The organism is Sphingobium naphthae (genome assembly GCF_043589935.1).
GTDB lineage: Bacteria > Pseudomonadota > Alphaproteobacteria > Sphingomonadales > Sphingomonadaceae > Sphingobium > Sphingobium naphthae_A.
This window is the reverse complement of the sequence record NZ_CP171454.1, coordinates 1971491-1984060: the sequence shown is the minus strand read 5'-3', so window position 1 is coordinate 1984060 and position 12570 is coordinate 1971491. Positions and strand designations below refer to the sequence as shown.

The 12570-nt window shown below is 65.9% G+C and carries 10 protein-coding genes; 8 read left to right on the top strand and 2 right to left on the bottom strand.

What is annotated here, in order from left to right:
- Positions 1-31: 31 nt before the first annotated feature.
- On the bottom strand, positions 32-1363 hold the full coding sequence (locus ACGGKE_RS09815) for a dihydroorotase (RefSeq protein ID WP_394437401.1): 1332 nt from the start codon (positions 1361-1363) through the stop codon (positions 32-34).
- A gap of 70 nt (positions 1364-1433) precedes the next feature.
- Between ACGGKE_RS09815 and ACGGKE_RS09810 the strand changes: the two genes are divergently transcribed.
- From ACGGKE_RS09810 to ACGGKE_RS09775, 8 genes are all read left to right on the top strand, one after another.
- Positions 1434-2171: a YgfZ/GcvT domain-containing protein gene (locus ACGGKE_RS09810; protein WP_394441877.1), complete on the top strand. Its 738-nt coding sequence runs from the start codon at positions 1434-1436 to the stop codon at positions 2169-2171.
- The gene (locus ACGGKE_RS09805; protein WP_394437399.1) at positions 2168-2947 is read left to right on the top strand and encodes a glutaminyl-peptide cyclotransferase; all 780 of its coding nucleotides are present in this window, start codon (positions 2168-2170) and stop codon (positions 2945-2947) included. Before ACGGKE_RS09810 ends, ACGGKE_RS09805 begins: the two co-directional genes overlap by 4 nt.
- Before the next feature lie 171 nt (positions 2948-3118).
- Positions 3119-3487, top strand: coding sequence for a 30S ribosomal protein S13 (gene rpsM, locus ACGGKE_RS09800; RefSeq protein ID WP_025552414.1), 369 nt, complete (start codon positions 3119-3121; stop codon positions 3485-3487).
- A gap of 101 nt (positions 3488-3588) precedes the next feature.
- A complete protein-coding gene (gene rpsK, locus ACGGKE_RS09795; RefSeq protein ID WP_004208752.1) occupies positions 3589-3978 on the top strand; it encodes a 30S ribosomal protein S11 in 390 nt (129 codons plus the stop codon).
- A gap of 121 nt (positions 3979-4099) precedes the next feature.
- Complete coding sequence (locus ACGGKE_RS09790; RefSeq protein ID WP_317516993.1) at positions 4100-5164, top strand: DNA-directed RNA polymerase subunit alpha; 1065 nt, start codon at positions 4100-4102, stop codon at positions 5162-5164.
- 219 nt (positions 5165-5383) lie between these two features.
- Complete coding sequence (rplQ, locus tag ACGGKE_RS09785; RefSeq protein ID WP_228164901.1) at positions 5384-5809, top strand: 50S ribosomal protein L17; 426 nt, start codon at positions 5384-5386, stop codon at positions 5807-5809.
- Positions 5810-5917: 108 nt separating this feature from the next.
- Positions 5918-8170 carry a prolyl oligopeptidase family protein gene (locus ACGGKE_RS09780; RefSeq protein ID WP_394437394.1) on the top strand — a complete coding sequence of 751 codons (2253 nt, stop codon included), beginning with the start codon at positions 5918-5920 and terminating at the stop codon, positions 8168-8170.
- A 2-nt stretch (positions 8171-8172) separates the two neighbouring features.
- The gene (locus ACGGKE_RS09775) at positions 8173-8769 is read left to right on the top strand and encodes a hypothetical protein (protein WP_394437392.1); all 597 of its coding nucleotides are present in this window, start codon (positions 8173-8175) and stop codon (positions 8767-8769) included.
- A gap of 154 nt (positions 8770-8923) precedes the next feature.
- Here the strand turns inward: ACGGKE_RS09775 and ACGGKE_RS09770 are convergent, their stop codons facing one another.
- The gene (locus ACGGKE_RS09770; protein WP_394437390.1) at positions 8924-12271 is read right to left on the bottom strand and encodes an autotransporter domain-containing protein; all 3348 of its coding nucleotides are present in this window, start codon (positions 12269-12271) and stop codon (positions 8924-8926) included.
- Positions 12272-12570: the final 299 nt, after the last annotated feature.

Sequence of the window (12570 nt, the reverse complement as noted above, 5' to 3'; positions counted from 1 at the left end):
CGCCCGGTCCGCATCGCGCGGCGGATCGCGATCAGTTGAACTGCGTCGCTTCGAACCGCACCGGCTCGCCGATGGCGGCATTGGCCAGCGCGTCTTCCCACATGACGCGGTGGCCGCGAATGATGGTGCCGATCGCCTTGCCGGTCAGCTGGTCGCCCTCGAACGGCGACCAGTCGCAGCGCGAGGCGAGCCAATCCTTGCCCACGGTCCATTGTTTCTTGAGGTCGACCACGGTGAAATCGGCATCATAGCCAACCGCGATCCGCCCCTTGCCTACCAGACCGAACACGCGCTGCGGCCCGGCGCTGGTCAGTTCGATGAAGCGGCGCAGCGACAGCCGCCCCTGCGCCACATGGTTGAGCAGCAGGGGAACGAGCGTCTGCACCCCCGGCATGCCACTGGGCGAAGCGGGATAGGGCTTGGCCTTTTCCTCGATCGTGTGCGGCGCATGGTCGCTGCCCAGCACGTCGGGCACGCCCTGGTTGAGCCAGAACCACAGCCCGTCGCGATGCGCGGCGCTGCGGATCGGCGGGTTCATCTGCGCATAGGTGCCAAGGCGCGGATAGACGTCCTCGGCCGCCATGGTCAGATGCTGCGGCGTAACCTCGCATGTCGCGATGTCCTTGTTCTGGCCGATATATTCCAGCTCCGCCGGGGTGGTGACGTGCAATATGTGGATGCGGCGGCGCGCCTTGCGGGCCAGCGCGATGATCCGCTTCGTCGCGATCATCGCGCTTTCGTCATCGCGCCAGACCGGATGGGACGACGGATCGCCCTCGATGCGCAGGTCCTTGCGCGCGTTCATCCGCGCTTCGTCCTCGGCGTGGATGGCGACGCGGCGGGTCCCGCTCGCCAGCACGCGGGACAGCGCGTCGTCGTCGTCCACCAGCAGGCTGCCGGTCGACGCGCCCATGAAGATCTTGACGCCCGACGTGCCGGGAATGCGCTCCAGCTCCTTCAGCTGCTCGGCATTGTCGGCGGTCGCGCCGACATAGAAGGCATGGTCGCACCACATGCGATGATGCGCGCGCTTCAGCTTGTCGTGCACCCGTTCGGCGGTGTCGGTATTGGGATTGGTGTTGGGCATTTCGAAGAGGGCGGTGATGCCGCCCATCACCGCAGCGCGGCTGCCCGATTCCAGATCCTCCTTATGCTCCAGCCCGGGCTCGCGGAAATGGACCTGGCTGTCGATGCAGCCGGGCAGCACGTCCAGCCCCGTGCAATCGATCACCTCGCCCGCATCGCCCAGGCTCGTGCCGATCGCCGCCACCTTGCCGCCGCGCACGCCCACATCGACCTGCTCCGCGCCGCCGGGCGTATGAACGGTGCCGTTCTTGAGGATCATGTCGAAAGTCTGGGTCATGGCACATTCCTGTCTGCTGTCGCCGCGCGAACGGCTTGGCTTCGTCCTGTCGCCGTCCTACCTAAAGCCGATGACCGGCACCACCCTCACCGACCGTGCGATCTTACGAATTTCCGGAGAGGAGGCGCGTCCCTTCCTCCAAGGGTTGCTGACGCGCGACGTGCTCACGCTGCGGGAGGATCATCCGCGCTGGTCGGGCCTGCTCTCGCCGCAGGGCAAGGCACTGTTCGATTTTGTGCTGTGGGCCGACGCGGATGACGTGCTGATGGATTGCGAAGGGGCGCAGGCCGACATGCTCGTTAAACGTCTCACCCTCTATCGCCTGCGCCGCAAGGTGACGATTGCGCGGGACGATACGCTGGCGGTCCATTGGTCGCTCGACGCGGCGGACAAGCCGCATGACCCGCGCTTGCCCGCGCTGGGGGCGCGCTGGCTCGGCCCGCCCGGCGAAGGCGACGCATCCGCCGCCTTCCGCGCCCATCGCCTTGCCCTGGGCGTGTTCGAAGGGGTGGAGGAACTGGGCCAGGACCAGATCCTCTGGCTGGAAGCCAATGCGCAGGAACTGGGCGGCGTCGATTATGACAAGGGCTGCTATGTCGGGCAGGAAAATACCGCGCGCATGCATTATCGCAACAAGGTGAGCCGCCGCCTGGTTGCGGTGCCGCTGGACCAGGCGGACGAGAAGCGCCAGCGCGCCGTCCTGGCCGACGCCGGCCTGTCGATCGAGCTGCGCCGCGTTGAGGGGCTGGACCCTGCGCTGCTGCCCGACTGGCTCGCCGCCGCGATCGCGGGCGAGGCGGCGGTATGAAGCGCGCGCTGCTGGCGCTGCTCGCCATCCTGACCGTCGCCGCGCCCGCCCGGGCCGATACGCCCTGGACGCTGGTCAACACCTATCCGCATGATCCGACCGCCTTCACCGAAGGCCTCTTCTATCTCGACGGCGCCCTCTATGAGAGCACGGGGCTGGAGGGCCAGTCTGACATTCGCAAGGTCGCGCTCAAGAGCGGCAAGGTGCTGCAGCGGCGCATCGTCGATCCGCCCTATTTCGGCGAGGGCATCGTCAACTGGAAGGACCGGCTGATCAGCCTGACCTGGCGGCACCGGCGCGGCTTCGTCTGGACCCTTGCCGACTTCGCGCCCAGGGGCGAGTTCCGCTATGAAGGCGAAGGCTGGGCGCTGACGCAGGATGGCCGCCACCTCATCATGAGCGACGGCACCGCGCAGCTGCGCTTTCTGGATCCCGACAGCCTGAGCGAGGATCGGCGCATCACCGTCACCTGGAACGGCCGCCCGGTCGAGCGGCTCAACGAGCTGGAATATGTGCGCGGTGAAATCTGGGCCAATATCTGGTATGAAACGAAGGTCGCGCGGATCGACCCGGCAAGCGGGGCGGTGATCGACTGGATCGACCTCGCGCCGCTGCGCGCCAAGGCGGGAGTCACCGACACCGAAGCCGTCGCGAACGGCATCGCCTATGACGCGGCGGGCGACCGAGTCTTCGTCACTGGGAAGAACTGGCCCAAACTGTTCGAAATCCGCATGGAACCGGGCCGCGCGGTTGACTCGCCCCCCTCGAATCGCTAATGGCGACCCTCCCCAACACGCTGGCGAGCGGCAGTGCTTTCTGCACTGGCCGTCTTTTTTGCGTCTAGGGGAATAGGAAATCGGCCATTTTTCCTCGCCAGGGAAGCATGGCCCGGACGCTTTGAGATAGGGCGGCGAAAGCGGCCCTGTGGAGCAGGAGAATAGATTACCATGGCACGTATTGCGGGTGTTAACATCCCGACCAACAAGCGCGTGATCATCGCGCTCACCTACATCCACGGCATCGGCCGCAAGACCGCCGTCGACATCGCCGACAAGCTGGGCATCGACCACAGCCGCCGCGTTCAGGACCTGTCGGACGCCGAAGTCCTGCAGATCCGCGAAGCCATCGACGCCGACCACACCGTCGAAGGCGATCTGCGTCGCGAAACCGCGATGAACATCAAGCGTCTGATGGATCTGGCCTGCTATCGCGGCCTGCGTCATCGCAAGGGCCTGCCGGTCCGCGGCCAGCGCACGCACACCAATGCGCGCACCCGCAAGGGCAAGGCAAAGCCGATCGCCGGCAAGAAGAAATAAGAAATAGTCCGGGGGACTATTTCCTTTTCTTCTCCGCCGGAGGCAGCTCTCCCCAGGGAAGACGCCTCTAGCATCAAAAGTTTCAGTAGGATTAGAGCAAAATGGCACGCGAACCCCAGCGCATCAAGCGCCGCGAACGCAAGAACATCTCGGCCGGCGTCGCGCACGTCAACGCCAGCTTCAACAACACGATGGTCACCATCACCGATGCCCAGGGCAATGCGATCAGCTGGTCCTCGGCCGGCATGATGGGCTTCAAGGGCAGCCGCAAGTCGACCCCGTACGCCGCGCAGGTCTGCGCCGAAGACGCTGGCCGCAAGGCCGCCGAACATGGCGTGCGCACCCTGGAAGTCGAAGTGAAGGGCCCGGGTTCGGGCCGTGAATCGGCCCTGCGCGCGCTGCAGGCCGTGGGCTTCCACATCACCTCGATCCGCGACGTCACGCCGATCCCGCACAATGGCGTGCGTCCGTCCAAGCGTCGCCGCGTCTAATCGCATCGCGCCGTGACTGGCGGGCGGCGGACGCGTCGCCCGTTTTGCCCGTTTGCATCGCCGGAACGTCCTGCCGGGTTCAGGATTTCACAGCGTTTCGGCCCATCCCCAGGGGAAATACATGACTGTCAACATGAAGAACTGGCAGGAATTGAAGAAGCCCAACAGCCTCGAGATCAAGGCGTCGGGCGACGGCAAGCGCAAGGCGACCTTCGTTGCCGAGCCGCTGGAGCGCGGTTTCGGCCTGACGCTCGGCAATGCGCTGCGCCGGGTTCTTCTGTCCTCGCTTCAGGGCGCGGCGGTCACCTCGATCAAGATCGAGAATGTCCTGCATGAATTCTCCTCGCTCGCCGGCGTGCGCGAGGACGTGACCGACATCGTCCTCAACATCAAGCAGGTCGCGCTGAAGATGGAGGGCGAAGGCCCCAAGCGGCTGCAGCTGTCCGCTACCGGCCCCGCCGTGGTGAAGGCCGGCGACATCAGCGTCGTGGGCGACATCGAAGTGATGAACCCGGACCTGGTGATCTGTCACCTGGACCAGGGCGCGACGCTCAACATGGAACTGACCGCCGACGTCGGCAAGGGCTATGTCCCGGCCGTCGCCAACCGTCCGGCCGATGCGCCGATCGGCCTCATTCCGGTCGATGCGCTCTACTCGCCGGTGCGCCAGGTCGCCTACAAGGTGGACAACACCCGCGTCGGCCAGGAACTGGACTATGACAAGCTATCGCTGACGCTGGAAACCGACGGCACCGTCACGCCGGAAGACGCGGTGGCCTATGCCGCCCGCATCCTGCAGGACCAGCTCCAGCTGTTCGTCCACTTCGAGGACGCGCTGCCCGCCGCTGCGCCCGCCACCGGCCATGCCGCTGGCGCCGCCGCTTCGGAAGGCGAAAGCGACGCCAACCAGATCAACCGCTATCTGCTCAAGAAGGTGGACGAACTGGAACTGTCGGTCCGCTCGGCCAACTGCCTCAAGAACGACAACATCATCTATATCGGCGACCTGGTCCAGAAGACCGAAGCCGAGATGCTGCGCACCCCCAATTTCGGCCGCAAGTCGCTGAACGAAATCAAGGAAGTGCTGTCGTCCATGGGCCTGCGCCTGGGCATGGACATTCCCGGCTGGCCGCCGGAAAATATCGAGGAAATGGCCAAGAAGCTCGAACAGGAGCTGCTGGGCTGATCCTCCCCGCCCGCGGGGAGGTGGCAGCCCGAAGGGCTGACGGAGGGGGTAGGCCGCATGACGCCAGATCGCGTCACGCGCTGAGCCCCCTCCACCACTCGCTTCGCGAGCGGTCCTCCTCCCCGTGCCGGGGAGGATATGGGCTATTGGGCGGTGGCCCTGAACATCGCCTGGTCTGGGGTACCTCGCACGGCCCCTTAACGAACGAAGGAAAGTTACATGCGTCACAAAATCGGTCATCGTAAGCTTCAGCGCAGCGCCGGTCATCGCACCGCCCTGCTGCGCAACCTGGCCGCTTCGCTCATCAAGCATGAGCAGATCCTGACCGGCACCGCCAAGGCCAAGGAACTGCGCCCCTATGTCGAAAAGCTGATCACCCTCGCCAAGAAGGGTGGCCTGTCCAATCGTCGTCTGGCCCAGTCGCGCCTGCAGGACGACGTCCAGCTCGCCAAGCTGTTCGACGTTCTGGCCGAACGCTACAAGGATCGCAACGGCGGCTACACCCGCGTGATCAAGGCCGGCTTCCGTGCGTCGGACGCCGCCCCGGTCGCGATCATCGAACTGGTCGACCGCGACGTCGACGCCAAGGGTCAGGATTCCGGTCCGGTCCAGGGCGCCGACGCGGACGAGTTCGAAGCCGCCTGATCATCGCCGGTCCTGCGTCGCGGGACCGGACGCTTTACCGGCAGGCCGCGTTTCCCTAGGGGACACGCGGCCTGTTCCATTTGCAACGAAAAGAGCATCGAAGAGAGGATGCGCCTCACCGCCCTGATCCTGCTGCCGCTCTGGCTGGCCGCCGCGCCGGCGTTCGCCCGCGCCCTGCCGGAGGAAGCGCCGATCACCGCGGGCAGCGACAGTCTGCGCTATCCCGCCGCGCGGCGGCTGAACCTGGTGGAGGATCATTTCGGCGTCCAGGTCGCCGACCCCTATCGCTGGCTGGAAAACGACCTGCGCGCAGATCCGGCGGTGCGCGACTGGGTGGCGCAGGAAAATGCGCTCACCCGTCGCTATCTCGACGCGCTGCCGGGGCGCGACGCGCTCAAGGCCCGGCTGCAGGCGCTCTTCGCCCATGGCCGCTACACCGTGCCGCGCAAGGCGGGCGGTCGTTATTTCTACGGCTATAACAAGGGACTGGAAAACCAGACCCCGCTCTATGTCCGCGAAGGCCTGGCGGGTCCGCAGCGGCTGCTGCTCGACCCCAATGGCTGGCCGGGCGACGGGGCGAGCGCGCTGGCTGAATGGACGCCCTCGCCCGATGGCAAATATCTCGCCTATGCCGTGCAGGATGCGGGCAGCGACTGGCGCACGCTGCGCCTGATCGACGTCGACAGCGGCCGGACGCTGGACGACGCGGTGCAATGGGTGAAATTTTCCCAGACCGCCTGGGACGGCCGCAGCGAAGGCTTTTTCTATTCGCGCTTTGCCGCGCCCCAGTCGGGCGAGGCCTTCCGCTCGACCAACCTTGGCCAAAGCCTCTATTATCACCGCATCGGCACGCCGCAGGCGCAGGACCAGCTGATCTACGCCACGCCCGATCGGCCGCGGCTCAGCCATCAGGCGCAGGTCACGGGCGACGGGCGCTGGCTTGTCATCAGCTCGTTCGAAGGAATCGATCCGCGCCGGGAAATCCATGTCGCCGAACTCACCGGCGGGCCGGTGACGCCCCGCCGCCTGATCCGCGGGCCGGCCAATGACTGGCGACTGATCGGCAGCCGCGGGTCCCTCCTCTATTTCCTCACCGACCAGCGCGCCGCGCATATGCGGGTGGTGACGCTCGACGCCGCCCGTCCCCGGCGCGGCGCGACCGAAATCGTGGCAGAGCGCGCCGAAACGCTGGCGGGGGGCGCGCTGGTCGGCGAGCGCATGATCCTGGCCTATATGAACGGCGCGCAGACTGTCGCTGAACTGGTGGAGCTGGACGGGCGCAAGGTGGGCGACGTGCCGCTGCCCGGCTTTGGCACGGCGGCGGGTTTCGGCGGCCGCGCCGGCGACCCCGAAACCTTTTTCAGCTTCTCGGGCTTCGTCACTCCGGCAAGCATCTACCGATTCGACACGGCGACCCGCCAATATCAGCTGTTCGCCCGGCCCGACCTGCCCTTCGACCCCGATGACTATGGCATAGAACAGCGCGTCTACCCGTCGAAGGACGGGACGATGATCCCGCTCACCATCCTGCGCAAGAAGGCGCTGGCGGACCACGCCATCGCCGCGCCGACCATTCTCTACGGCTATGGCGGCTTCAACATATCGCTGACGCCCGGCTATTCGGCAACGCGCATGGCCTGGCTGGAGCAGGGCGGCGTCTATGCCATCGCCAACCTGCGCGGCGGCGGAGAATTCGGGAGGGCCTGGCACGAGGCGGGACGCGGCGCCAACAAGCAGAATGTGTTCGACGACTTCATCGCCGCCGCAGAATATCTGAAGGCCAATGGCTTCACCCCGCCCGAGGGCCTCGCGATCGAAGGGCGCTCCAATGGCGGACTGCTGGTCGGCGCGGTGGTGAATCAGCGGCCCGATCTCTTCGCTGCGGCGCTGCCGGCGGTCGGGGTCATGGACATGCTGCGCTTCGACCGCTTCACCGCCGGCCGCTACTGGGTCGATGATTATGGGTCGCCCGGCGACGCGAAGGATTTCCCGCTGCTCTACGGCTATTCGCCCTATCACAATATATCCGTGGGGACGGACTATCCCGCCATTCTCGTCTCCACCGCCGACACTGATGATCGGGTGGTGCCCGCGCACAGTTTCAAATATGCCGCTGCGCTCCAGGCCGCCGACGTGGGGCCGCGCCCGCGCCTGCTGCGCGTCGAGCGCCGCGCCGGCCATGGCGCGGGCAAACCGGTCGACAAGCTGATCGACGAATATGCCGACAGCTACGCCTTTGCCGCGCATTTCACCGGTCTGACGATCAAGGCGAAGCCCGCTGCCCCTCGTTCGGCCGCCCCCCGTTCAGCCACTGGACAGCCGGCCGGCTTTATGGCTCCGTCTGTCGCAGGAGGCGAATGAGCATGATCGGAACCAAGGCACGCTGGATGACCGGAGCGCTGGTAGGCGTGGGGCTGATGCTGGGCAGCGTCAACGCGGCCGAGGCGCGGCCACGCTGGGACCGTGGATATGATCGGGGCTGGGACCGGCATCATCATCGCCATGGCGACAACGGCTTTGGCGTGGGCGACGCGATCGGCGTCGCCGCGCTGGTCGGCGCCGTGGCGATCGTCGCCAATTCCCTTTCGAAGGATCGCAAGGTCCGCGACCCCATCACCGGCGGCGAATATGATGCGCCCCCGCCCAGCGCCGGCACCGACTATGGCGCCGACGTGGCGGATGCGCCCGCGCCGGTCGATGAGGGTGACTTTTCCGACATCGCCGCGCAGGACGACGCCATGACCGACGCCTGCGCCCGCGCCGCCCGCGACGAGGCCCAGCAAGCCGGCGGCGGCTATGCCGAAATCCGCACTATGGCCAGCCCCGTTGCCGGCGCCGATGGCGGCTATAATATCGATGGCGAAGTCGAACAGCGCGCCGGCTATCGCGCCGCCGGCGGCGAAACGCGCCGCTTCACCTGCACGATCGGCCGCGACGGGGGGGGGCCCAGGTCTATTTGAGCCGCGACCTGGTTTCCCGCTGATAGATATCTGGCTCATGGTTTGCGGGCGCAGGCACTCGCGCATGGGATAAATCGATACAGGCCAGCAGGCCGATAAGTAAAAAAGGGCCGCTCCCGCTGGGGAACGGCCCTTCTTCCTGCCTTGCCGCTGATCAGAAGCGGAATTTCAGGCTCGCGCGATAGCTTTGATATTCGACATCGCTGCGCCAGGCGGTGGTGTCCGCCGACAGGCTGATGTCGACATTGCCGGTGGTGACCGTCAGGCCGCCGCCGATCTCCGCCCAATTCTTGTCCTGGCCGCCGAGTGCGAAGGGCGCCAGCGGGCCGGTGCCGCCGATCAGGTTCGCCTGGAGGAAGGCGGGCTGGTCGCGAAATTCATGGACATAATTGGCGGTCAGATAGGGGCGGAAGCCGCCCCGGTTTGCCTTGGCGGTGGCGCCCAGGCGGCCCTGCGCGCTCTGGATCGCGTGGCGATGGATGACCAGGGCCGCATCGCCGCCATATTCGGCAAGGTTGCCCTCGCTGATATAGGCGCCGCGCAGCGCCGCGCGCGGCACGATGCTGAAGCCATCGTCGCCCAGCGCCTTGCTGAGGCCGATCTCACCCGACAGCGCCAGTTGCTGGTCGCTGCCATAGAGGGTGTAGGGCGTGGCGCCGACCGCGAAGGCGCGGCGCGAGCGCGTCGCCATCGTGCCCGCGCTGCCGACCGCATCCAGCTTCAGCCCGCCCAGGTCGAAGGCGCCATAGACGGTGCCCTGATAGAGGCGCGCCCGGCCCCAGTCGCTGGCGGCGGTGTTGCCCTTGACCTCGCTGAAGGAGGCCGACAGGCCGACAACCCCGGTCTCGCCAAAGGCCTTTTCGACGCCCAGCGCGACATACCAGCCGTCGAACGTGTCGCGGCCCATCGGCATGATCGACCGCATCGGCTGCGCCTTGCCGTCGATATAGCCGCCCGCCAGGAACGCGCTCATATCGTCGGGCAGCACGCCTTCGCGCGTCACGCTGTCGCCGCCACCGCCCTGGTCCATTCCCAGGTCCATATTGTTCAGGCTGGCCGCCGCCAGCTGGATCGGCTGGCCGGTCATGGTGAGCGTGCCGCCCATTGCCCCGCCGTCCAGCTTCGTCAGCCGGTCGCGGTAGAAGCGCGCCATATTGTCGTTGAGCACTTCACTCATCGACGTCTTGAGCGTTTCGGTGCGCGGCGCCATCCCTTCCAGCGAGGCCTGGATGCCTTCGACGTTCAGCAGGTCCGCCTCGCCATAGAGAGTGGCGTAATTGGCGTAGAGCGACCGGTTCTGGTCGAGCAGCCGGGCGAAACCGGTCTGGGTGATCGACGCGCCGTTGACGACATCGGCATAGAGGCCAGCGTCGATGCGCATGGCGACGGCATTGTCGCTGTAGCTCAGCACCGGCTTCAGGATCGCCGACAGCTGCGCGGGCTGGGTGAAGCTGCCTTCGACGCCCCCCTGCGCGGTGACGAAAGTGTAGCTGTCGCCATAGCGCGGCCGCACGCCGCTCGCCGCGCCGAACACCACCCTGCCGCCGATTGAGGCGACGCCGTCGTCACCCGCTTCGCTGGTCGTAACCGCCAGGACGTCTGACGCGCCATTGGCGCCCAGGTCCACATGCAGCGTGCTGCCCGACGTCAGGATGGCGTTGCCCTCGACCGAGAGCGTGCCCACCGTGCCGACGCCGCCCGGCGCGATCGTGCCCATGACATTGGTGAGGTAGGGCGCGCGCACCGTGCCGCCGCCCGACAGAAGCCCCGACAACAGGAAATAGTCGCCCTGGCTCTCCAGCGTGCCGTCGACATTCACCATGCCGGCCAGATGCGCGACATCCATCTCGCTGGTCAACGATCCTCCGCTGGTGATGTCGAGCGCCGCCTGAGTGCCCGAAATGGTGAAGCGGTCGACCGTGGCGTCGGTGTCGAGCGTGGTGGTGCCGGCAGCGCTGAGCGTCACATCATAATAGCGGCCGACAATGTTCTGCGACGCCACCGGATCGATATTGTCGGGGACGAAGCTGCTGGCGCCGGGCAAGCCGTTGGCCAGCGTTGCGCCAGGCAACGCGGTCGCGGTCACGACGCCGTCGGCCTGCGGCTCGGCGCTCGCGTCCAGCGAGGCGCTTGCGGCCGTGGGGCTGCGCTCGGCGATCTCGACCTTGCCCTTGTTGTTGGTCACCGCCTTGCCGCCCGTCGCGCCGGTGTCGCCTTCAGCGTCGTCGGTCACTGGTTCGCCGTTCACGATCAACGTGTCGGTGCCGACATCATAGCAGACATTGTCCGATCCGTCGGTCGGCTGGTAGCAGAGCTGGCCGAATTTCTGAGCATCGTCCGCGCCGAACGCGCCAGCCCCTGGCGAGGTCGGAACGCCGTTCACCAGCGCGCCATTGCTGTCGATGATGCGATAATTGGGGTCCAGCGCCGTCACCCAATGATTGGGGTCGCTCCACTTGCCGTCGCCGGCCTTGGTCGTGGCATAGCGGTAGGGGTTGTTCTGCGCGATCCAGTCCCAGAACAGGTAGAGCGGCTGATAGAAGGACGTGCCGCCATAGGAGCTTTGCGGCTGGCCGAGGAAATAGCGGCTGCCGCCTGACAGCACGCCCAGGATCGTCTTTTCGTCGAACGTCTGGTCCAGGATCAGCGGTCCGCCAGAATCGCCGCCCGCGGTATTGCCTTCATTGGGCAGGGCATCGTCCTTGAACGCGTTGAAGTCGTAGGGGCTTTCGCGTTCCGGATCGTCGAAGTCGGTCTGGTAGAGATTTTGCGTATAGCCGCCTGGCGCCCCGAACAGGAAGCTGTCGATATCGTCGAGCGAGCCCAGCATGCCGAGGAAATTCTCGGCCGTCTTGCGGCGGAAATCGATGCCGTAGCTGTTGCCGGTGGTGCCGCTGCCGCTGCGGCCATAGCCGGTGACGGTGACATGATAGCCGGTGCCGCTCGTCTCGCTGATCGCGTCGGGCGCGGGCAGGGCGGAAAAGAGCATCGTCCAGGTCGGCACGTCCGCGGCCGGTGTGTCGAGCGTCGCCATGGCGACATCGCCATAAAGGAAGCTGAGCGCCGGCGGATCGAGCGAGTCGGGATGATAGGCGATATTGTTGACATTATAGACGCTGAGCGACGTGTTGGTGCGGTAGCCGTTTGAAATCCAGTTGATCAGGCCCGGCCGGGCATTGTTCTGAAACGCGAAGGCGACCGGGACACCGCCATTGACGGTGCTATAGTCGGCCGACGTCAGGTCGTTCACGCAATGGGCGGCGAAGATGACGGTGCGCGGATTGATCAGCGTACCAGTGCAGACGAAGCCGTCATCGCGATACATGATGCCGACGCCGTTCACGTCGCTGCCGTCGATGATGTCGGTTGGACTCTTGTCGTCGGTCGGGACGACCGCCTGGGCGGCTGGCGCGATGCTCAGTGCAGCGGCGGCGACGGAGGCAAGGAGGCTGGACCGACCGGCGTGCGCCAGCATCTCCGCCCCATTCTTACGAATGTGCATGATAAAACTCCCCATAGACCGAGGGGGAGGCTAACCAACTGGATTGGTGAAGACAATTATAGTTGGAAAGAAAGTTGCCAACTGCGGTAAATTAGTCACGGCGTCCGATTTCGACTTGGGTTCGCTGTCGCGCATCTGGTCGCGCTTGTTCTTCTAACGTCGTTTCTGCCTCGGCCCGACTAGCGGAAGGCATGGATTTGGCGGGTCGTTATCGTTGCGTTACAGTGTTTCGTCCCCGCCTTGCGTATCCCGCACTATCCGCTTAAGCATGAGGGTAAGTTCCGGTCCCGCCGCGGGAT